General features: G+C 43.0%; 17 protein-coding genes. 13 read left to right on the forward strand and 4 right to left on the reverse strand.

All coding sequences use genetic code 11. The annotated features are described in order from the left end of the window. Positions 1-165 precede the first annotated feature (165 nt). From V6252_RS02755 to V6252_RS02775, 5 genes are all read left to right on the forward strand, one after another. A complete protein-coding gene (locus V6252_RS02755; RefSeq protein WP_341609187.1) occupies positions 166-1,548 on the forward strand; it encodes a DASH family cryptochrome in 1,383 nt (460 codons plus the stop codon). A 69-nt stretch (positions 1,549-1,617) separates the two neighbouring features. Next, positions 1,618-2,055, forward strand: a complete 438-nt coding sequence (locus V6252_RS02760; protein WP_341609188.1) for a DUF3429 domain-containing protein — start codon at positions 1,618-1,620, stop codon at positions 2,053-2,055. Positions 2,056-2,254: 199 nt separating this feature from the next. After that, positions 2,255-3,037: a DUF6236 family protein gene (locus tag V6252_RS02765; RefSeq protein ID WP_341609189.1), complete on the forward strand. Its 783-nt coding sequence runs from the start codon at positions 2,255-2,257 to the stop codon at positions 3,035-3,037. Positions 3,038-3,216: 179 nt separating this feature from the next. Further along, complete coding sequence (locus tag V6252_RS02770) at positions 3,217-4,464, forward strand: NnrS family protein (protein WP_341609190.1); 1,248 nt, start codon at positions 3,217-3,219, stop codon at positions 4,462-4,464. A gap of 285 nt (positions 4,465-4,749) precedes the next feature. Beyond that, positions 4,750-5,265 (forward strand): Rrf2 family transcriptional regulator, encoded by a 516-nt coding sequence (locus tag V6252_RS02775; RefSeq protein ID WP_341609191.1) that lies wholly within the window; start codon positions 4,750-4,752, stop codon positions 5,263-5,265. A 125-nt stretch (positions 5,266-5,390) separates the two neighbouring features. On the opposite strand, the gene V6252_RS02780 is transcribed toward V6252_RS02775, so the two are convergent. The 3 genes from V6252_RS02780 to V6252_RS02790 all read right to left on the reverse strand — a co-directional run bounded on the left by V6252_RS02780 (position 5,391) and on the right by V6252_RS02790 (position 8,232). After that, entirely contained in the window at positions 5,391-6,137 is a 747-nt protein-coding gene (locus V6252_RS02780; protein WP_341609192.1) for a hypothetical protein, read from the reverse strand. A 132-nt stretch (positions 6,138-6,269) separates the two neighbouring features. Further along, positions 6,270-7,016, reverse strand: a complete 747-nt coding sequence (locus V6252_RS02785) for a hypothetical protein (protein ID WP_341609193.1) — start codon at positions 7,014-7,016, stop codon at positions 6,270-6,272. A 310-nt stretch (positions 7,017-7,326) separates the two neighbouring features. After that, the gene (locus tag V6252_RS02790) at positions 7,327-8,232 is read right to left on the reverse strand and encodes a dienelactone hydrolase family protein (RefSeq protein WP_341609194.1); all 906 of its coding nucleotides are present in this window, start codon (positions 8,230-8,232) and stop codon (positions 7,327-7,329) included. 563 nt (positions 8,233-8,795) lie between these two features. On the opposite strand from V6252_RS02790, the gene V6252_RS02795 reads away from it, so the two are divergent. The 8 genes from V6252_RS02795 (at position 8,796) to mmsB (ending at position 20,640) form a co-directional block, all read left to right on the forward strand. Beyond that, complete coding sequence (locus tag V6252_RS02795) at positions 8,796-9,986, forward strand: MFS transporter (protein WP_205963293.1); 1,191 nt, start codon at positions 8,796-8,798, stop codon at positions 9,984-9,986. Between the two features lie 209 nt (positions 9,987-10,195). Then, positions 10,196-11,866, forward strand: coding sequence for a fatty acid--CoA ligase (locus tag V6252_RS02800; protein WP_341609195.1), 1,671 nt, complete (start codon positions 10,196-10,198; stop codon positions 11,864-11,866). Positions 11,867-12,181: 315 nt separating this feature from the next. Beyond that, on the forward strand, positions 12,182-14,203 hold the full coding sequence (locus V6252_RS02805; RefSeq protein ID WP_341609196.1) for a propionate--CoA ligase: 2,022 nt from the start codon (positions 12,182-12,184) through the stop codon (positions 14,201-14,203). Between the two features lie 342 nt (positions 14,204-14,545). Further along, entirely contained in the window at positions 14,546-16,030 is a 1,485-nt protein-coding gene (locus tag V6252_RS02810; protein ID WP_341609197.1) for a CoA-acylating methylmalonate-semialdehyde dehydrogenase, read from the forward strand. A 219-nt stretch (positions 16,031-16,249) separates the two neighbouring features. Beyond that, positions 16,250-17,410 carry an acyl-CoA dehydrogenase family protein gene (locus V6252_RS02815; protein WP_341609198.1) on the forward strand — a complete coding sequence of 387 codons (1,161 nt, stop codon included), beginning with the start codon at positions 16,250-16,252 and terminating at the stop codon, positions 17,408-17,410. Positions 17,411-17,442: 32 nt separating this feature from the next. Then, positions 17,443-18,225, forward strand: coding sequence for an enoyl-CoA hydratase (locus V6252_RS02820; protein ID WP_341609199.1), 783 nt, complete (start codon positions 17,443-17,445; stop codon positions 18,223-18,225). A gap of 54 nt (positions 18,226-18,279) precedes the next feature. Further along, a complete protein-coding gene (locus V6252_RS02825; protein WP_341609200.1) occupies positions 18,280-19,527 on the forward strand; it encodes an enoyl-CoA hydratase/isomerase family protein in 1,248 nt (415 codons plus the stop codon). 168 nt (positions 19,528-19,695) lie between these two features. Then, on the forward strand, positions 19,696-20,640 hold the full coding sequence (gene mmsB / locus V6252_RS02830) for a 3-hydroxyisobutyrate dehydrogenase (protein WP_341609201.1): 945 nt from the start codon (positions 19,696-19,698) through the stop codon (positions 20,638-20,640). A gap of 128 nt (positions 20,641-20,768) precedes the next feature. On the opposite strand, the gene V6252_RS02835 is transcribed toward mmsB, so the two are convergent. Continuing rightward, on the reverse strand, positions 20,769-21,527 hold the full coding sequence (locus V6252_RS02835; RefSeq protein ID WP_341609202.1) for an IclR family transcriptional regulator: 759 nt from the start codon (positions 21,525-21,527) through the stop codon (positions 20,769-20,771). Between the last annotated feature and the right edge of the window lie 132 nt (positions 21,528-21,659).

Raw genomic sequence — 21,659 nt, forward strand, 5'->3', positions numbered from 1 at the left:
AGACATATGAGAGTCAATGTTTATAAGTGGTTTCTGGGGCTGAGCGCATTGCCTTACAAGTGTTAGGCTCGCATCATAGTTGAATGCTAAGGATTTTTTACACTGTATATGATATTTCAAGATTAAAAATAATAAATTAGCGCTAAATAGCTAGAAGGATAGAGTATGTCAAATCAAGCGGCGAACAACTTAGCGAACAATAATGTCACATTGGTGCTATTTCATAATGACTTAAGAGTGGCGGACAATGCCACTTTATTGAAAGCATCTGAAATCTCCACTGATGGAAAGCTGCTATTGGTTTATGCGTCATCGTTGACAGATATATTAGACGATAAAGACCATTACGACGCCTATCGTTATGAGGCTATGGGTCAAGCCCGCCAGCAGTTTTTGTATGAGAGCTTGGCTGATTTAAATGCGTCATTGATTCAGCGGGGTAATAGGTTGCTGTATTTACAGAAAGGCGATGAAGCATTGGACGTCTTTACTCAGTTGAGTGATCTAATAGCGCAGCAACAAGTGACAGATATCTGCGTCAGCCAGACGGCAGATTATAATCAAAACAAAGTATATGAGCTTCTACAGGCGAAATATCCAGAGATACAGTGGCATATACATACAACAGCGACTTTGTTTGATAAGTTACCGCTAGAGAGATTACCCAAAAGTTTTACACAGTTTCGTAAACAAATCGAAACCGATTGTGATTTGCTGCATGCAGAAAAAGATATAGCCATTTCTCCAACGCCAGAAACACTTGCTCCATTGCCTGACAATATGCAGAGTAGGGACGAGTACTTTTTTGAATCGCAGTTGTCTAATCAGGCAGAGCGTGATAAACCGTCGCAGCCGCCATCCAGTTTTATAGGTGGAGAGTCAAATGGTCTCAATCACTTAGATAGCTATTTTGATTCTGATGCGCCGAGCACTTATAAAACCACACGAAACGCGCTAGATGAGTGGGCGCATTCCACAAAGTTTTCCGCTTGGCTTGCAAACGGTTCGCTATCTGTAAACACAATATTAAATCGTTTGCGTCGATATGAGCGCGATATCATCGCAAATGATTCTACCTACTGGATATGGTTTGAGCTGCTGTGGCGTGAGTATTTCTATTGGTATGCTGTGACCCATCGGCAAAATTTATTTTGGTTTAAGGGCATCAGTCAGCACGCGCCTTCAACTCAATTGGACGAAAATCTGTTAGCGCAATGGAAAAATGGTACGACACCATATCCTATCGTCAATGCTTGTATGAACCAATTGTGCATGACAGGTTACATGTCGAATCGCGGACGACAACTGGTTGCCAGCTGCTTTATCCATGAGTTAGGGCTTGATTGGCGTTACGGGGCAGCTTACTTTGAGCAACATCTTGTTGATTATGATGTCGGCAGTAATTGGGGCAATTGGCAATATCTGGCAGGCGTCGGTGCTGACCCAAGAGTGTGCAGGCAGTTTAATTTAGACAAGCAAACCCAGCAATACGATCCAAATGGTGAGTTTATCCGTCAGTGGCAAGGCAATCCTCAAAAGAGCGATTAATGTATGTTGCAAACTCCCACTCAACAGGTGATAGCTATTATTAGAGTAATCATAAGATAGGTTTAAACAATGAAAAAGCCCAGTCCTTATCTAACTTTTGCAGGTGCTATTCCGTTTATCGCCTGTGCATTTTTGCTGATGATAGACGTTGTTACCGTGCCTGTACTTGGTTCAGTAGTCGATGTATTAAGTGCTTATGGGCTAGTGATTGCATCATTTATGGCAGGCGCGCATTGGGGCAATCATTTAGGTTTGGCTGACGACAATAAGTGGGCTGTTAGGCTCCCACTGTATAGCAATATCTTTGCGCTTGGCCTTTGGCTTGGGTTTTTAATCTTATCAGCCAGTAGCTTTATTTGGCTATTAGTGATTGGTTTTATAAGCCTGCTAGTTATCGATTACAATCTTCATCGAGCGCAGATTATTAGCGATGTATATTTTAAAATTAGACAATATGTCACGGCGATAGTGGTCGTATCGTTAGTCATCGCGGCATTACAGTTGTAAGTACCGCTTTACGCCAATACTAGGAACCGCCCATAGTCATGATAGAAATTCGAATAAATTCCATTACTTACATTAGACTTTCTACGCAAGAAGTCGCTAAAATATAAAAATTAACATAAACTTTGAAAAGGACAAGTACTTGAAAAGAGGAATAATAGCTGCGCCAGGTATCATAAATAGGTTGCCAAGAGGATTTCAGATGGAAAGAAGCCTCAATATAGACGAGCTGCGTTATTATGTTCTGTACTGGGATGAGGTAGTTATTCCAGCTAATAATGCCGTATATATAGGCATACCTCAAGAAGAAGCATTTATATTGGCTGGAGCTATAAAGCGTCCCTCAGTTCAACTGTCTGGATTGATTGATACAGATGCGATGCTTTCTTGCCAAAGTAAAGTTGCCGAAGCCTTAGTCAAAGAGAATAAAGGTATAGATTGGGTTATTCAACAGTTTGGAGAGGAATGTCTTCTTTTAGATAACTATAGCGAAGAAAGGAATACTCTGCGTATTGATCTAGCTGCGTGCCTTCCTGTTCCCACAGGAGAAGTTAATATTTACGATATCTTAGATTTCAAAGAACGTAGAAAAAATGAATTTATTGCACTTCATGAATACTTAGATGAAGTTTACGAGCAAGCGTTACTTTCTCCTGATCAAAGTTTAGCATCAAAAAAAGCTGTATATAAACTTACAAAATCTATAGAAGATCTAGATAGAGTTACGCTTGAACGCTTTAAATTATTTAAGAAACACAATTTATCAGCTGTGTTCAATCTTTATCGTGACAAAATAGTTGAGGGTATAGTAATGGATGTGGTCGCGACAGCTTTTACTGGTTCTACGGTCCCTGTAGTAACTATCGGTGGCATTATCTCTGCAACTATAAAAGTAAGTGCCAACTCGACTCAAACATTTAAACCAGCAGATGAGAATTTAAAGCTAGCATATCTATCAATTGCTCAGAAAGATGGACTATATTAAATTTATGAATTTTTTTTGGTACAATTAATTATCTATAGTTCTTACATTCTATGCTTTTTTACGTCTATAAATTACCTCCACAACTATCTTCAATGTTAAAACCTGTTGTATAAACGATAACATACATTTTAAATGAATGTTATAATCAAAGCCATCTATATTCCTCTAAGAAGATGGCTATGCAATCTATCAAGTTACCTAGCAAACCACCAAGCTCTCCGCATCCTATCCTTAATTTAAGCTTTCGCATATTTTTTAGTACTGCTGCGCTATTTGCCGTAGTAACGATGCTGCTATGGGCGTTTGTGTTTACTGGTCACACGGATATCGATGCACAGGTTTTGAACCCGTTATACTGGCATGGCCATGAAATGGTTTATGGTTATGCCTTGGCAGTGGTAGCAGGGTTCTTGCTAACCGCGGTCAAGACATGGACAGGGGTAATGATGCCGCATGGTTATAAGCTGCTAGGTATCTTTGTCTGTTGGTTGCTGGCACGTCTGAGCTGGTTGGGTTTTGGGCTTGGCATAACGCTCATAGGTGATAGTATATCGTGGCTATATATAGCAGCTTTTTTTGATGTGGTATTTATCGCCTCGATGACATATGTGATATTCCGCGCGGTATTACAAGTCAAGCAATACAAGCAAATGGGTATCTTGGCAAAACTGGCACTGCTGACCTTTGGCAACGGACTTTGCTATTGGGGAATTATCAATGCTGATATGAACACAACCAAGATAGGCATTTATTTTGGGTTCTATTTGATCATCGGGTTAGTGCTAACGATTGGTCGACGCGTAGTACCATTTTTTATCGAACGTGGTCTCAGTATAGATATGGAAACGTTAGAACCCATTAAACTACGTAATAGTAAGACACAAGATATCGCAAGCTTAGTATTTTTCTGCGCCTTTTTTATTAGTGATGTATTTTATCCAAATAAGTATTTTTTAACGATTACTGCACTTGGCGTGGCAGTGATTAATATCGTTCGTCTGATAGGGTGGTATCATCACGGTATTTGGCAAAAACCATTACTTTGGTCGTTGTATATTGCATTTTTAGGTATGTGTTTGAGTTTCTTATTGTATGCACTACAGCCTTGGCTCGGTTATCCGCACAGCATTGCTATGCATGGACTGGCAGTTGCTGGTATTGGTATGATGACGTTAGCAATGATGACTCGAGTATCTCTGGGACATACGGGTCGCAGTATTCATCAACCGCCAAAAACGGTAAGCGTTATGTACGGTTTGATGGTCTTAGTATTTATCAGCCGCGTACTATTACCGCTAGTAGATATGAATCATTACCTAATGTGGATTATGGTGGCGCAAAGTGCTTGGATTGCGTGTTTTGTGCTATTTTGCATCAGTTATCTGCCCATGCTGGCACGTCCTCGGCCTGATGGTTTATTTGGTTAAAGCGGGCTAACGATACTGTTTACAAATGCTATGTCTAAACGTTATTACCAAAAATGCGACTTACTTTATCTAGGGCGTGTCATCAATTAGTACATTGATGCAATTTATGGCCTTAAAATGGCTAAATTTTCGCTAAACTGTGTCAAAGTTCTTGTCAATATGTTCATATTCACTGCGAACTTTTCCTTATTTAGCATCAATTTATCTTATTTTAATGCTCATAATCTAATTGATGACACGCCCTAGCTTAATATATAAAATTTATGAAAATAGGAGCGCAAGTACATGCGACTGACCAATTATAGTGACTACGCGCTACGCTCATTGATTTATTTGGCTGTGAGACCAGATCCATCACTATTGGCTAATATTAGCGATATTGCTGATAGTTATGGTATTTCCAAAAGTCATTTGACTAAGATTATTCATCAGCTGGGTCAGCTTGGTTATATAGAAAGTGTACGCGGCAAAAACGGTGGCATACGATTAGCACGTGCGCCTAAAGATATTAATTTGGGCGTATTGATCAAACAGATAGAGCCTGATTTTAATTTGGTAGAGTGCTTTGCCGTACCAACGTCTCATAAAGATAGTGAGAAGAGTGCTCATCAGGCAGATTTGCCAGTGACGTTCATTGAGGAAGAAAAGAATAAATCACTAGGCTGCGTGATTAGTCCAGCCTGTCAGCTAAAAAGCGTGTTTTTTGAAGCGCTCACCGCATTTGTTAATGTGCTTGAGCGTTATACATTAGCAGATATTCTTAACAATGAAGATGAGTTGGCGACATTGCTGTTTCGATAATAAGTTTCGATAATCGCATGTTTTATAAAGTCATTGGCTCAAAAAATGGGTCGCTACATTAGTAAATACAGTAATAGCGACCCGTTTTTATGTTTATCAAAGATGTTTGCCTAAGGTGTGAGAAATTAGGCATTTTCTAGTTTTGGACGTGCTTTCTTGACGGCTTTCACCAGTGCTTTTTCAAACCCACCTTCTTTGAACTGAACAAGATAAGAATGCGCAGCGCAGAAATTGCGTACGTCACGCCATTCATAAGCCAAATTAGTCGCCCAGTCGCAATATTGCGCGCCAGCGTTTGGCTCGTTTTTCAGGGCTTTTTTAGTCGTAGGATGCAGTATTAGCTCAGGCAATACAGCTTCTAATAGCTTCGTTGGTGGACTCATAAAAGTATCATCTACGTGCAAGCTTTGACTGGCAGGATGATAAGCCAATAAAGAACCTGCATGAATCATCTCATTGGGCGAGATATAATAAATGCCCTCTGACATTGAAAACTTAAGTTCAGGATAGCGTGCAGCAACTACGTCACTTTCTACCAAGTCATCTGCCCAATCGATTTCTGGTACTTTTTTATGGTGACGACTACTGCCATAAAAGGTGGCTTGCGGGAAGTCTTTGGCCATTTGAGCACAGCTGACTGTATGAAACGGATGTACGTTTAGCACCGCTTCAACATCTTGACCATTATTGGTCAATGCCATAACCTCATCTCGAACATTGCCCGTTAGGGCGTAACTGTCCAAAAAGATAAATTTCCCTGATGATAGCTTGACTAGCGAGCATTGAGTGCCGATATTTAACACGCCACCGAGACGGAATGTTCCGCGTATGTTCCAAAATCCTGCGCCTAAATCATGAATGTGATCAGTCATTTATAGTTTTCCTCGTCTAGTAAATAAAATAAAATATGTAAGTAAAACAAAGCTACTTTTTCACTGTAAGCTTCATCTGTCGAGTTGTTTTAATGGTATGTGTTCTAACTCTTTACGCCTTTATGCTTGTTTTTATGCTTTTTCAAGCTCAGGGCGAGCCAGATTAATCGCTGAGATAAGTGCTGTCTTAAACTGACCTTCCTCAAATACCACTAAGCCTGAATGTGCGCCACAAAAATGACGAACATCACGCCACTCATTTGCCAGCTCTACTGCCCAATCACAATAATGCTTAGCTACGTTTGGCTCATCTTTGAGTGCCTTTTTGGTAGTAGGGTGTAAGCCTAGGTTAGGCTGCACGGCATTTATTAACTTGGAAGGGGGTATCTCAAAGGTATCATCGACATAAATGCTCTGGCTAGCAGGATGATAGACCAATAATGAGCTGGCATGAACCGTCTCGTCAGGTGAGATGTAATGAATGCCTTGAGGGATAGAGAATTTGAGTTCAGGGTAGCGTGCAGCAATGGCATCGCTTTCGACCAAGTCATCTGCCCAATTGACTTCAGGTACTTGCTCTGGATGTCGGCTACTGCCATAAAACGTCGCTTGCGGAAAGTCTTTGGCCATTTGAGCACAGTGTACTGTATGAAACGGATGAACATTGAGGACAGCTTCGACATTTTGACCGTCATTGGTCAATGCCATGACTTGCTGACGCACATCACCAGTTAATGTATAGCTATCTAAAAAGATAAACCGTCCTGATGATAGTCTTATGAGCGCACATTGAACACCAATATCAAGTATGCCATTTTTAATAAATGAGCCTCGAATACTCCAGAACCCTGCGCCCAAATCATACATCTCATCAGTCATCAACATTGCTCCTTAAGCGTTCATTTATTCAATCGTTTTACTTGTTTGTAGCACGCTATAATCAGTTCAATATAATTTGGATACAAGGAAGGCGAGTGAAAGCACTACAAGTTGTAGACTAAACGAGCCTGATACCGTATCCAATTTATAGATAATTGACTATACGATTATTAATCTTTATGGCAGTAAAGTCTGTAAGAAAAAAGATAGAAGCAATGTAAATGTGTAAAAATAAAAAAGAGTTGTTATTCAAATGTCATTATTAACAGTGAAAGCTGTCTTTCCTTTCGTAAGTAGGGTTGAAAGTAGCTTATAAACAGTCTTCGTAATCATAGGCTGAGATACGAGGGTTATCTTTATAGTTTTCATTGCCACATAAGAATTTATCGAAACGGGTATCACCGTTAATATAACGCTGCATCCATGAAATAGCAGGCTTACTTAATAGTTTCTCGTTAAAACGATGGCTTGCACAGAAATGACTGCCGTTATTAATCTCGACCTTCATTTTTGGACCGTCAGCTTTTTGATAAAAGGTATTGGTATATTTTTTATTCGGGGCGATACGGTCATTTTCACAAGCGATGAATAGAGCAGGCGTATCCATCGCGCCATAGCTCGTATCGTGATAGGGTGTTTGTGCAATGATGGCTTGCACCGTACTGCGTTCAGTTGCCAATCGTAGCGTACCGCCGCCGCCCATTGACCAGCCAATCGCACCCAAACGATTTGGATCGATCATATGCCCCACTGTTTCATCAGCGATGAGATGATCGAGAGCCGCGCTCAATTGTTCAGCACGGCTATCTGGGTTATCGTAAATGGAGCTAGTATTAATAGTAATAACGACAAATCCCCAAGAGGCCAAACGCGGTCCCCACCATTTGATAGAAGACTCATAAGACACGTAACCTGGTACTACCGCGATACCACCTAGCAGACCACAGTTAGCCGCATCCGTTGGATAGTGTATAGTACCGCCACCAAAGCCATTGGCAGATTGGCGACTCACGTGCTTGGACTTTACAGAAAACGGACCATTATCGCGTGTCTTTATGAGCTCAGTAGCAGTAATAGTGTCATCCTTTATACAGTCTACTGCCGCTAGTGAGTTTGTAGCGTCGAGTGTGGATCCAACTGGACTGAGACCTTTAACCTTAGTTTCGGACACAGTTATTTCTGCTACAGCCATTGTAGAGAAAACCAATGTACTCATTGCGATCATAAGTTTTGGAAGCATCATATTTTTTGTCATAGTAAATTGTATTTTAAAAGGTTGTGTGGTCGTGCACGTCTCCAGATTAGAAAAGATAGACGTAGGTAGTGATTGTTAACTGTCATTGTTATCAATCGTTAAAGCAGTTAAATGCGTAGCAAATGCGTCAATAGCATCTAACCATACTATCCTTTATATGCGATAAACGTAACGTTGATCTTGACCTTGCGAGTCGAAAACTGTCTTCACCGTCTCAAGTCGAAATATAATTCCTAGTCAAGTTTTTCTACGATAATCTCGTACCCGAATAAAGAATCTATCAAGTGGCAATAACACTTTTAAACCTGAGTATATTGATGAATGTGCTACCATAATTTGCTTGTCATTATGATGAGCATTTATCGTTTAATAACGGTGCTTTTGCTTATACATTTAGCATAAATCACCGTTATTTCTCTCTATCATCCACGCCAGTGACGGTTATTATTTGCAGTCATGGTATAACCAATATAGTCAGATCCCCTGTGAATAATTCTAAAGATCAGATTCAAGATACAACAGCTGTGCCACCAGTCACATCCAATCATTCAACGTCGTGGATATTGAAGCTCACAATTGGTTTGATAGGTATGTTTGCTTTTTTGCAAGTGTATTCTATTCAGGCAGTACTACCGGTCATGATGGTGGACTTTGCTGCGACCGAAGTACAGGCTGGCATGATCGTTGGTGCTACTGTGTTGGCAATCGCCATTATGTCACCATTTTTGGGTATGCTCTCAGATGCAGTCGGGCGCAAGTCATTTATCGTTGGCGCTTTATTGTTTTTGGCGATACCAACAGCGCTCATCGCCCAGAGCTCGAGCATTGAATGGGTCGGCATTTGGCGCTTCATGCAAGGATTGTCTGTACCGGGGATTACGGTGGTGACAATTGCCTATATCGGTGAGGAGTTTGAGGGCCGGGCAATGACTGAGCTGATGTCCTTTTATGTGTCAGGATGCGTGCTTGGTGGCTTTATGGGTCGGTTCTTGTTAGGGCATTTGCATGAGCTGATTGGCTGGCGTCATGGCTACTATGTGATGACGGCGATGACTCTATTGGGGGCAATATGGGTCGGCAAGATGCTACCATCGTCTCGTCACTTTGTGGCCAATCCTAATTTTCGCTCAGCGATACAGACGCTAGGTGAGCATGTCACCAATCGCTATGTGGTAACAGCATGTCTGCTTGGCGCTTGCGTACTGTTCTCCCTTGTAGGCTGCTTCACTTTTATCAACTTACATTTGGCAGATAAGCCTTATGAACTTGGTACTGGTGCGCTCGCCAATATTTTTGCAGTATATTTGCTTGGTGTTATTATCACGCCATTATCTACGACATTGCTACGCCGATTTGGATCGGCGCGTACAGTACGGGTGGCTATCGTCGTATCTATGGTTGGATTGTTATTAACTTTGGTCACGCCATTATGGGGGGTGATTATAGGACTGGCTATCATGTCATCTGGTGTGTTTATTACGCAGTCAGCGACTATTAGTTATATAGCGGTCAATGTGAAAAAGGGTCGTTCTTTAGCTTCGGGTCTATATTATATGGGCTACTATACAGGCGGTACGCTAGGGGCATGGCTGGGTGGCATAGCTTATGCGCGAGGGCAGTGGTCTCTTACCGTATGGTTGTTATTGTTTGTGCAAGTATTGGCGTTATTAATAGCCAGTTTTGGAATGATTAAAACCACAGTACGGGCAAAGTGATTGGCTGTCTGATGTAGCATATGTTTAGTTAGCTATCTTATGATACTTAATGTAAGACCGCTTTACACAGCGTCGCTTTTTTCTTACTATCAATAACGATGTTATTATAAAAATTAAAATAGTTAGCGCAGTAGATTTTATGCTGCTATTAACTTGATTATTATTGTTACTTATCCCTTATAAGTACGACAAACAAGGAAGTCAGATCTATGTCAAACATTTACCACAGTGCACCATCTGCCTACGATTATCCATTACTGGTCAAGCAGTTATTAAGCCGTGCAAAAACGGTATCGCAAGATCAAGAGATTGTGTATGCGGACAAAAAGCGCCTGACTTATAAAGAGTTGTTTGAGCGTATCAATCGCTTGGCTAATGTATTGGCAGACTTAAAGCTTGATGCAGGTGATGTGGTTGCCGTCATGGATTGGGACAGTCATCGCTATCTTGAGTCTTATTTTGCCGTACCAATGTCAGAGTACGTTTTACAGACCGTCAATATTCGTTTATCACCTGAAAAAATCCTTTATACCATCAACCATGCCAAGCCTAAAGTGCTCATGCTCAACTCTGAGTTTGCGCCATTGGTTAAAGACTATCAGTTTGAAAATTCAAGTATTGAGCATATTATCTGGCTAGATGACAATGGTGTCACTGCTGAAGGTATCTTTGGTAGCAATCAAAGCCGTGTCACAGGCGAGTATGAAGCGCTATTAGAAGCTGCTAATAGCGAATTTGATTTCCCAGATTTTGATGAAAATACCATTGCGACGACCTTTTATACGTCAGGCACGACAGGTGATCCAAAAGGGGTTTTCTTTAGCCATCGTCAGCTAGTGCTACATACACTAGCAGAAGCGGCAACCTTGGGTATGCTGCCTGATAAGCAAGGCGTGAGCTATGGTGATGTCTATATGCCGATGACGCCAATGTTCCATGTGCATGCATGGGGTTTTCCATTTACGGCAACGATGGTCGGTCTAAAGCAAGTCTATCCAGGTCGTTATGCGCCTGATATGTTGATGGACTTAATTGTCAATGAAAAGGTCAGTATCACCCATTGTGTACCAACGATTTTGCAAATGGTGCTCAAAGAAGCACAAGACCGTGACGCCAGCTTTAATGGTCTAAAGATGATTATTGGTGGTTCAAGATTGACCGAAGGTCTAGCCAAAACGGCGATGGCCCAAGGCATTGAGGTTTATACAGGTTATGGAATGTCAGAGACCGCCCCGCTTATTAGCTTAACGGGTTTTAGTCTCGATGAGCCTGAAATGACTGAAGAAGAAGACATTGCTCGTCGTTGTATGACAGGTAAGCCAGTGCTTATGGTTGATGCTCAGGTATGGGGTGAAGGCAACAAGTCAGTGGGAACTGGGCCAGACAATACAGGCGAGCTGGTACTACGCGCGCCTTGGTTGACCCAAAGCTATCTTAAAAATGACGACGCTGGCAAAGAGCTGTGGGAAAATGGCTATATGCATACCCAAGATATCGCTTACATACGTCCTGATGGTTATATCAAAATCACCGATCGCTTAAAAGACGTAATAAAATCAGGTGGTGAATGGATTTCATCACTAGAGATTGAGACCATTTTATCACTACACCCGTCAGTGGCCGATGTGTCAGTGATTGGGGTACGTGATAAGCAGTGGGGCGAACGTCCACTCGCATTGGTAGTGCTAAAGCCTGATGCTAAGGACACCAGTGCTGACGATATCAAAGCACTGGCAGAGAAAGCAGTAGAGCGAGGTATTATTCCTAAATATGGCGTGCCAAGTCAGTTTAAGTTCGTAGATGAGTTGCCAAAAACTTCCGTTGGTAAGCATGATAAAAAAGCCATGCGTAAGATGTATGCCAATCAAACTGAGATTTAGTATTAGTATTAGTTAAATGTTCAAGTATTTGTATTCGTCAAAATTTAGTGCGTATTACACGCTTAATAGTTGACCTTTCCGATAGGCTCTGCTACATTTTAAACCGATACATATCGTATCGGTTTTTTAATTCTGGCAAGGATGACCAGTATTTACTAAGACAGGGTTTTTTATAGTTGAAGTATTTTAGAGTTGGTATCAGCCAGTTGCACGCAGATAGTATGTTGCGCGAGGTGAGTACCGTTACAACTTATTGAGTGCCTTAACTATAAAGTACTATTGCCTCATTTCTCGTTTATGCTAAGGACAGCTACTATGAGCGACCATTCCCAATCCCCAGTTTCTACCCAAATGACAGACACGCCAAACTTCGCTGATATTTATCATGAGTCTATTACGGATCGAGAGCAGTTTTGGGCTGAGCAGGCGAAGCGTATCTATTGGCATAAAGAGCCTGAGCAAATTCTAGATGACAGTAATCTGCCTTTTGCCAAATGGTTTGTCGGCGGTGAGACCAATCTTTGCTATAACTGTGTCGATCGTCATCTGGCAGACCGTGCAGAGCAAGATGCTTTTGTGTGGGTGTCATCAGAAATTAATCAAGAATTGATAGAAACCTTTCCAGCAGTCGTTGATTCGTTTAAAGATCTCGGCAATAACGTTGAGTTTTATACAGACTATACCAAGCGTCGCCTGACTTATAATGACTTGTATAAAGAAGTTAATTATTTTGCCGATGTGCTACAGCGTCACGGTATTGGCAAGGGTGACCGTGTCATTATCTATATGCCAATGATATTAGAAGCGGCTTATGCCATGCTGGCTTGTGCTCGTATTGGTGCCGTCCATTCAGTTGTGTTTGGTGGGTTTGCCGCCCATAACTTGGCTATCCGTATGGATGATGCCGAGGCCAAAATGGTCATTACGGTAGATGCAGGGCTACGTGGCGGTAAGGTTGTCAATTATAAAAACCTAGTCAATCAAGGCGTCGAGCAAGCGACTGTCAAGCCAGAGCATGTGCTGGTTGTCAATCGCGGTATATTGCCATTTGCAACCAAAGCGATCGATGTTGATTATGCGACCGAGCGTCGTCATAGCTGTGAGGCCAATGCAGTCGTGGAGCCAGTTTGGCTTGAGTCAAATACCCCGTCCTATTTGCTTTATACTTCTGGCACTACTGGCACACCAAAAGGGGTGCAGCGCGATACAGGTGGTCATGCCGTCGCGCTGACGACCTCGATAGACTATGTCTATGACGGTAAGGCTGGCGAGACGTTCTGGGCGATATCTGATATTGGTTGGGCCGTCGGGCACTCTTATACGATCTATGCGCCGTTACTGGCGGGTATGACCAGTATCATGTATGAGGGCTTGCCGCATATGCCAAACCCAGGTATCTGGTGGCGTATCGTTGAAGCTAACAAAGTTAATATTTTATTCACCGCACCCACAGGCGTGCGCATGCTTAAAAAACAAGACGAAAGCTGGATGACGCGTTACGATGTCTCCAGTGTGAAGTCGTTCTTTTTGGCAGGTGAACCGCTTGATGAATCAACGGCTAGTTGGTTGACTCAGCATCTAGGCGTACCAATTTTAGATCACTATTGGCAAACAGAGTCTGGTTGGCCAATCTTGAGTCATACACCAAAGTTCAATCATAAGCCGCACAAGCAGGGGTCACCTGGTTACCCGATGTATGGCTATGAAGCGCATGTCATCAATGAGGAAACGGGCGATCCTTGTCAGGCTGGCGAAAAAGGATTGCTTGCAATTAAAGCACCGCTACCGCCTGGCTGTCTCACTACAGTATGGCGTAACGACGAGCGCTTTATCAGCAGCTATTTTGGTCTGTTTGATGGTCAGCAGTACTCAACCTCGGACTATGCAGTGACAGATGAAGAGGGTTATTTCTACATCTTAGGTCGTACAGATGACGTGATTAACGTCGCAGGACATCGTATAGGCACACAAGAGATTGAGGAGGCCATCAGTACGCATCCAGAGATGGCAGAGTGTGCCGTGGTAGGTATTCAAGACGAGCTAAAAGGTGAGCTACCTATTGCATTCTGTGTCCTAAAAGATCAGACGCAAATTGAAACCACCGAAAACCGCTTCCGTATCGAGCAGCAAGTGATAGGCGCTGTCGTAAAATCTTTGGGCGGTATTGCGCGACCAGCTGCTATCTACTTCCCGCAAGCACTGCCAAAAACTCGTTCTGGAAAAATCTTACGTCGCTCAATTCGTGCTCTGGCGGAAAACCAACCGACAGGAGATATGTCAACGCTTGATAACCCAACCGCTATTGATGCGATCAAGCAGGCGATGAAAGATTATTGATTGGTAGAAATCAACGTCGTACAAACCAGTGATTTTATTCATTAGGTATGAAAGTCAGGTTAACTTCAAAAAGCTCATGAGTCATCATGGGCTTTTTTGCTTTTGTTATTTAAACCATTTTCATAGAAACACGTGCCATCAAAATAAACTTATATAAAAATTCGATAAAGAACTTGACCGTAAAAATGGTTTATTGTTATAGTCAATAACGATACAAAATAAATCATTTTAAAATTCAGTTTTTAATAATGTTTTATAGATAAATACCCATCGCTTTTATTTTTCTAATAAATATCTAGGTGCCGTCACACGGTAGTCTCGCAAAAAAGATAAGGATATCTTATGCACCACGTTCAACAGCTTATCAATGGTCAGTTCGTACAATCAAACACTGACGAATGGATTGATATCACTGATCCAGCGACGCAAGAAGTCATTGCCAAAGTTCCGCAAACCACCAATGATGAGATTAATCAAGCAGTCGCAGCTGCACAGACTGCGTTTGAGACATGGCGAAAAACGCCAATTACCACGCGTGCGCGTATCTTTTTAAAGTATCAGTCTCTGATTCGTGATCATATGGATGAGTTGGCAGAAATCTTGACCGCAGAGCAAGGTAAGACGATTGCTGATGCACGCGGTGATGTGTTCCGCGGCCTAGAAGTGGTCGAGCATGCCGCTGGTATTGCCAATCTGCAAATCGGCGACTTCGTAGAAAACGTTGCGTCAGGGGTCGATACTTATAGTATTTGGCAGCCACTCGGCGTTTGTGCTGGTATTACGCCATTCAACTTTCCAGCGATGATTCCGCTATGGATGTTCCCAATGGCGATTGCTACGGGCAACACATTTATCCTAAAACCGTCTGAGCAAGATCCGATGGTGACTATGCGTTTGGTAGAGCTAGCGATTGAAGCGGGCGTACCAGAAGGCGTGCTAAACGTAGTACATGGTGGCAAAGCAACCGTCGATGCTATCTGCGACCATCCAGATATCAAAGCTGTCTCTTTTGTCGGCTCTACTCATGTAGGCAAACACGTCTATGAGCGTGCTAGCCAATCAGGTAAGCGTGCCCAGTGCATGATGGGCGCGAAAAACCATGGCGTTATCCTGCCAGATGCCAATAAAGAGCAGACGCTCAATCAGCTAGCAGGCGCAGCATTTGGCGCAGCTGGGCAGCGCTGTATGGCGCTGTCAGTCGTCGTACTAGTAGGCGCAGCAGGTGAGTGGATTGATGAGATTAAAGCAAAAGCAGAAAGCTTGGTCGTATCAGCTGGGAAAAATGACAAGGATTTGGGACCACTAATTTCGCCTGCTGCAAAAGCCCGTGTCGAGCATTTGATTGGTACTGGGGTAGAAGAGGGTGCGAGTTTAATTTTGGATGGTCGCGGAATTACCGTTGAAGGGTTCGAAAAGGGTAACTTTGTTGGCCCAACTATCTTTGATAATGTCACAAGTGATATGCAAATTTATCAACAAGAAATCTTTGGTCCTGTACTGTGTATCATGCGTGCTGCGAGCTTAGATGAAGCGATTGCACTACTGAATGCCAACCCACATGGCAATGGCACCGCGATATTTACCCAGTCAGGCGCAGCTGCACATAAATTCCAGCAAGACATTCAAGTTGGTCAAATCGGTATTAACTTGCCAATCCCTGTGCCACTACCAATGTTCTCATTCTCAGGGTCACGTGGCAGCAAGCTTGGTGACCTAGGTCCTTATGGCAAGCAAGCCGTACAGTTCTATACTCAGACAAAGACAGTGACTGCACGTTGGTTCGATGATGAAGCGAGCCGCGGTGTTAATACGACGATTTCAATTTAATCGTCCGCTCATTGTTGTTTCAGTATGACATTTTGTGTTTTCGGTATGACGATAATGCGACTTGCGGTACTATTAAACGCAATTTTATTATCGTTATGCCGCTATCATGTCGCGCTAATGTCTTATAAAATCTCTGATCAACATTTTTACTAACGCTTTTATTAACGTTTATCTGAGATTTAAGCCCTCTATTTGATTTATAAGAACAAGGATGACCCTATGGATTTTTCATTGACCGATGACCAAGTCGCCTTTCGCCAAACCGCCCGTCAGTTTGCGCAAAAAGAGCTAAAGCCAAATGCTGCCGAATGGGATCGCAACTCGCACTTCCCAATAGATGTTATTAAAAAATCTGGTGAGCTTGGCTTTTTGGGACTGTACACCAATCCAGAATATGACGGCTTAGGCCTACCAAGACTCGACTCAGCGATGGTATTCGAAGAACTTGCATGGGGTGATACAGCAGTAGCAGCGTATATGAGTATTCATAACATGGCCGCATGGATGATTGGTGAATATGGCAGCGATACGCTATGCAAAAAATATCTACCTAACATGGTCAGCGGTGAGTGGCTTGGCAGCTATTGTCTAACAGAACCCAATGCAGGGTCTGATGCAGCCTCCTTACGTACCAAAGCGGAGAAGCAAGGCGAGCATTACGTACTGAACGGTGAAAAAACCTTCATTTCTGGCGCAGGCTCAACCGATGTATTGGTAGTGATGGCGCGTACTGGTGGTGCTGGGCCAAAAGGCGTGTCAGCGTTCGTCGTAGACGCCAATAGTGCTGGTATCGAATATGGCAAAAACGAGCACAAAATGGGCTGGAAAGCACAGCCGACACGGACAATCAGTTTTAAAGACGTAAAAGTACCAGTAGAAAACCTGATAGGTGAGGAAGGCCAAGGTTTTCGTATCGCGATGAAAGGACTAGATGGTGGTCGTATTAATATCGGTATTTGTGCGGTAGGTACGGCACAGGCTGCACTAGAGACGGCAACCAGTTATGTGCAAGAGCGCAGTCAATTTGGTAGTCCGATTGCTAGCTTACAATCGGTACAGTTTAAACTTGCTGATATGTTGACTCAGACCATTAGCGCGCGACAAATGCTTTATCTAGCAGCTGATAAAGTCGATAACAATGATGGGCAAGCGTCTACCTACTGCGCAATGGCTAAACGTCTATCTACGGATCTTTGTTTCGATGTTGCCAATAAAGCCCTGCAGTTACACGGTGGCTATGGTTATCTAAATGAGTATCCGCTTGAGCGCCATGTACGAGACTTACGTGTGCATCAAATTTTGGAAGGTACCAATGAGATCATGCGAGTGATTATTTCACGTCAGGTCTTGCAAGATGAAGGGTTAAGTCAACTGCGCTAATTTATATCGCTTTACTGAAACAAGGATGTTTTATGACAGATTATACAAACCTAAAGCTATCAATTGATGGCCATACCGCAACATTGACGTTGAATAACCCACCGGCACATACATGGACGATGGACAGTTTGCATGCGCTTAAGCAGCTCATCACCGACCTCAATGCCAACGACGATGTCTACGCATTAATCGTGCATGGAGATGGCGAAAAATTCTTCTCAGCTGGTGCAGATTTAAACAACTTCTCAGACGGCGATAAAGGCCGCGCAATAAGTATGGCGATTGCATTTGGTGAAGCATTTGAAGCGCTATCTGCCTATCGCGGTGTCAGTATTGCTGTCATCAATGGCTATGCGATGGGCGGCGGACTAGAGTGTGCGCTCGCATGTGATATCCGTATCGCAGAAGCGCACGCACAGATGGCATTACCAGAGACAGGCGTAGGATTATTGCCATGTGCTGGTGGCACGCAAAACCTACCTATGTTAGTAGGGGAAGGTTGGGCAAAACGCATGATACTGTGCGGTGAGCGGGTCGATGCAGATACGGCATTGCGTATCGGTCTGGTTGAAGAGGTCGCGGCCAAAGGCGAAGGGTTGCAAGTCGCTCAGGCCTTGGCAAAAAAAGTCGCTAAGCAATCACCCGTCGCCGTCAGTTATTCCAAGCAACTTATTCAAGCGGCTAGAGACACCCCGCCTGCGCAGAACCTCATCCATGAGCGTGAAGCTTTCGTGAAGTTGTTTGATACCAAAGATCAGCGCGAAGGGGTACAAGCATTTTTAGAAAAGCGTAAACCCAATTGGCAAAACAAATAAACAGCAGTCAAAACAATTGAGCCATTTTTATTATCTAATTTGTAGGTCACTTTTATGACATCAGCTATGACAGCGACGAACGATACTAAACAAGAAGCACCTGTGTTATTCAATACTGAACCGACGGATTGCGGGCATTTGATTGGGGTCGTGACACTTAATACACCCAAATCACTTAATGCACTCAGCGTTGATATGTGTCAATTGCTCTCAGCGCAGTTAGAGCAATGGCAAGCCGATGATCAAGTGGTTGCGCTTGTATTAAAAGGTGCAGGGGATAAAGCGTTCTGTGCGGGCGGCGATATTCGTAAGCTCTATGACAGCATGTCTACCAGTGCACCAATGCCAAACCCGTATGCCACTGAATTTTTTAGTCACGAGTATCGTCTCTATCGTCAAATGCATTTTTATCCGAAACCATTAATACTTTGGGGCGATGGCATCATCATGGGCGGCGGTATGGGGCTGATGGCAGGATGTAGCCATCGTCTAGTCACTGAGCGTACGCGCTTTGCCATGCCTGAAGTCACAATTGGACTGTTCCCTGATGCATCTGGTAGTTGGTTTTTGCAGCGTATGCCTGCTAAGACGGGTTTGTTTTTAGGTCTAACTGGCGCGATATGTAATGGCAGTGACGCGCTATTGGCCAATCTGGCAGAGTATGCCGTTGCTAGTCATGACTATAATGCCGTCATGCAGCGCCTCAAACAGAGCAACTGGCGAACGGTAGATAACACTAGCAGTTCAAATAAGTGCCATGATAATAATGCGCATAGTATTGTCAGTCGTGCGCTTGCTGAACTACCTATTGCCGAACTGCCTGATAGTAAGCTTGCAACTTACTGGCAGCCTATTCAGCAACTGATGAATAGTGGCGGTCTGGTCGATATCGATGGGTTGCTACAAAGCGATACTGCGCTCGCACAGCTAAACCAAGACTTTGCAGCAGACAGCTGGACTCAGCGAGCAGTTGCAACCTATCGGCATGGTTGCCCAGTGACAGCAGCATTGACCTACGCGCTCTATTATAAAGTCGCTGACCTATCGATCGAACAAGTACTGTATTTAGAAACCAACGTCGCAGTACACTGCGCGGCCAATCCTGATTTCAAAGAAGGCGTGCGAGCATTATTAATTGATAAAGATAGAAGTCCTAAATGGTCGCGTTCATTAGCAGACTGTCTCAGTATAGAAGGGCAGGCGTATATCGATAAGCACTTTGCCAACCCTTATCCAAAAGGTGAGCATCCTTTGGGCGATTGGCTGGGTAAGGATGCCTTGGGTAGTCAGTATGTCGGCTAATTGCCTAAAAGCACTCTATTAAGTAGGACGGTTAGCCGTTTTATAAAATTTTAAAGAAGTATACTAGGGCGTGAAAGAACGACATTTATAATAAGTAATATTCACTAATAAACAATGTAAGACAGAATGTAGTCATGGCTACATCATAAATCATCAAGGAGTGATGAGATGGGTACAAAGAATATAAGTACGATGGATAATAATAACTCTAAACCAAATATTGCCTTTATTGGGCTTGGTAATATGGGTGCGCCAATGGCAGAGAACTTATTAAAGGCAGGTTACGCGTTATCTGTCTTTGATTTGTCTGAGACAGCTACTAAGCGCTTGAAGCAAGCAGGGGCTAGTGTCGCAAAAAGTCCTAAAGACGCTGCAAGTAATGCTCAAGTCGTGATTAGTATGTTACCTGCAGGTCAGCATGTACATTCTGTATATTTAGGTGATAGTGGCTCTGATGGATTGCTCGCAGAGTTACCAAAAGGCACGCTTGTTATTGACAGTAGTACGATTGCGGCAGCTGATGCAAGGAAAGTAGCAGAGGCGGCAAGTAAGCTTGGTATAGAATTTTTAGATGCGCCAGTCTCTGGTGGCACAGGCGGGGCAGTTGCTGGTAGTTTGACCTTTATCATCGGCGGCGACGATGCCGCTTTTGCTAAGGCTGAGCCAATACTTGCCGTGATGGGGAAAAATATCTTTCATGCTGGCGAGCACGGCGCAGGACAAGTCGCAAAAATTTGCAACAATATGCTGTTAGGTATTCTGATGGCAGGCACGGCAGAAGCGATTAATCTAGGCGTCAAGAACGGCTTAGACCCCAAAGTGCTATCAGACATCATGCTACAAAGCTCAGGGCGTAACTGGACACTAGAAGTTTATAACCCTTATCCAAAAGTCATGGAAAATGTGCCTTCTAGTAATGGCTATCAAGGCGGATTTATGAGCAAATTGATGCAAAAAGATCTAAACCTTGCGATGCAAACTGCTCAAGACACTGAAGTAGAAACGCCAATGGGTGCTAAAGCAACAGAGTTATATGCCTCACATACTGTAGAGAATGGTGATAAAGATTTTTCTAGTATTATCGGACGTCATGATGTCTCATTATTGTCTTAAACATACTAATATTAAGAATTTTTCGTATCACTAGTAGGTGGCATTAATTAAGAGAATGCATTTGCTAAAAAGAAAAGGTCTACGCTAAAATCATAGCGTAGACCTTTTTTGATGGCTAATAGATAGTATTAGCTTTGCAGATCATATACGAGACTCTGAACGTCTTGTGCTGCTTCTTGCAGTCTTGGTACGTGCGTCAGTAAATCATCTAATGAGACGCGTATGGTGGGCGCATGTAAGTAGAGTGAGGCCAGATAGCGTTGCTTTTTATCCAAGATAGGTACAGCCACTGCGACCATCTCAGAGATAAACTCCTCATTATCGATACCGATACCAGTATCAGCAATGCGATCAAGCTCGGCATTTAATGCATCGATATCAGTAATCGTATTCTTAGTGAACTTATCTAATGGCAACCCTTGTAGGATTTTCATACGGCTAGTCGTAGATAATTGGCTTAAATAGAGCTTGCCAGTCGCGGTACACCACATAGGTGACTTTGCCCCGACAGGAAGATAAATCTGTAGTGGCAAGGTTGTCTGAGCTCGGTTGGTATAGATCATATCCATATGATAGGGAATGCCAATACCGCAGGTTTCTTTTAGCTCATCAACCAGTTTTTGCAAAATCATCTGTCGCTCGTTAAAGAACAGTCGTTGTTGCCATAGCTCAACGCTCAAGTTGCGCACGCGCTTACCAGGAATAATACCGCCACCAATATCAACAGTCAAAAAACCATCATCAACCAAATTTTGAATCAATCTATGAATGGTCGGTTTAGGGATATCTAGCTCTTGTGAGAGCTCTAGTGGAGAAAGCGGTTTTGAAGCATAGGACACTGCTTCGATGATTTCTAGGACACGGGTAATCGACGATACTTTAGGCATATATATGACTCAGTAGGAGTAAAGAAATAGAGCAGACAGCATCACAAAATTTTCATAAATAAGACAAATGGTGACAATACTGACGTTCTATAACAAATCTATTATAACAACTAATTTAGCATAATATTCGCT

This window comes from Psychrobacter proteolyticus (genome assembly GCF_038155145.1).
GTDB lineage: Bacteria > Pseudomonadota > Gammaproteobacteria > Pseudomonadales > Moraxellaceae > Psychrobacter > Psychrobacter proteolyticus_B.

What these genes read in the sequence shown, in the direction of transcription:
- V6252_RS02835 (WP_341609202.1), bottom strand. Translation starts at nt 21,527, where the DNA reads ATGCCTAAAGTATCGTCGATTACCCGTGTCCTAGAAATCATCGAAGCA.
- V6252_RS02780 (WP_341609192.1), bottom strand. Translation starts at nt 6,137, where the DNA reads ATGACTGATCACATTCATGATTTAGGCGCAGGATTTTGGAACATACGC.
- mmsB (WP_341609201.1), top strand. Translation starts at nt 19,696, where the DNA reads ATGGGTACAAAGAATATAAGTACGATGGATAATAATAACTCTAAACCA.
- V6252_RS02760 (WP_341609188.1), top strand. Translation starts at nt 1,618, where the DNA reads ATGAAAAAGCCCAGTCCTTATCTAACTTTTGCAGGTGCTATTCCGTTT.
- V6252_RS02785 (WP_341609193.1), bottom strand. Translation starts at nt 7,016, where the DNA reads ATGACTGATGAGATGTATGATTTGGGCGCAGGGTTCTGGAGTATTCGA.
- V6252_RS02755 (WP_341609187.1), top strand. Translation starts at nt 166, where the DNA reads ATGTCAAATCAAGCGGCGAACAACTTAGCGAACAATAATGTCACATTG.
- V6252_RS02825 (WP_341609200.1), top strand. Translation starts at nt 18,280, where the DNA reads ATGACATCAGCTATGACAGCGACGAACGATACTAAACAAGAAGCACCT.
- V6252_RS02765 (WP_341609189.1), top strand. Translation starts at nt 2,255, where the DNA reads ATGGAAAGAAGCCTCAATATAGACGAGCTGCGTTATTATGTTCTGTAC.
- V6252_RS02820 (WP_341609199.1), top strand. Translation starts at nt 17,443, where the DNA reads ATGACAGATTATACAAACCTAAAGCTATCAATTGATGGCCATACCGCA.
- V6252_RS02815 (WP_341609198.1), top strand. Translation starts at nt 16,250, where the DNA reads ATGGATTTTTCATTGACCGATGACCAAGTCGCCTTTCGCCAAACCGCC.
- V6252_RS02775 (WP_341609191.1), top strand. Translation starts at nt 4,750, where the DNA reads ATGCGACTGACCAATTATAGTGACTACGCGCTACGCTCATTGATTTAT.
- V6252_RS02790 (WP_341609194.1), bottom strand. Translation starts at nt 8,232, where the DNA reads ATGAGTACATTGGTTTTCTCTACAATGGCTGTAGCAGAAATAACTGTG.
- V6252_RS02770 (WP_341609190.1), top strand. Translation starts at nt 3,217, where the DNA reads ATGCAATCTATCAAGTTACCTAGCAAACCACCAAGCTCTCCGCATCCT.
- V6252_RS02810 (WP_341609197.1), top strand. Translation starts at nt 14,546, where the DNA reads ATGCACCACGTTCAACAGCTTATCAATGGTCAGTTCGTACAATCAAAC.
- V6252_RS02800 (WP_341609195.1), top strand. Translation starts at nt 10,196, where the DNA reads ATGTCAAACATTTACCACAGTGCACCATCTGCCTACGATTATCCATTA.
- V6252_RS02805 (WP_341609196.1), top strand. Translation starts at nt 12,182, where the DNA reads ATGAGCGACCATTCCCAATCCCCAGTTTCTACCCAAATGACAGACACG.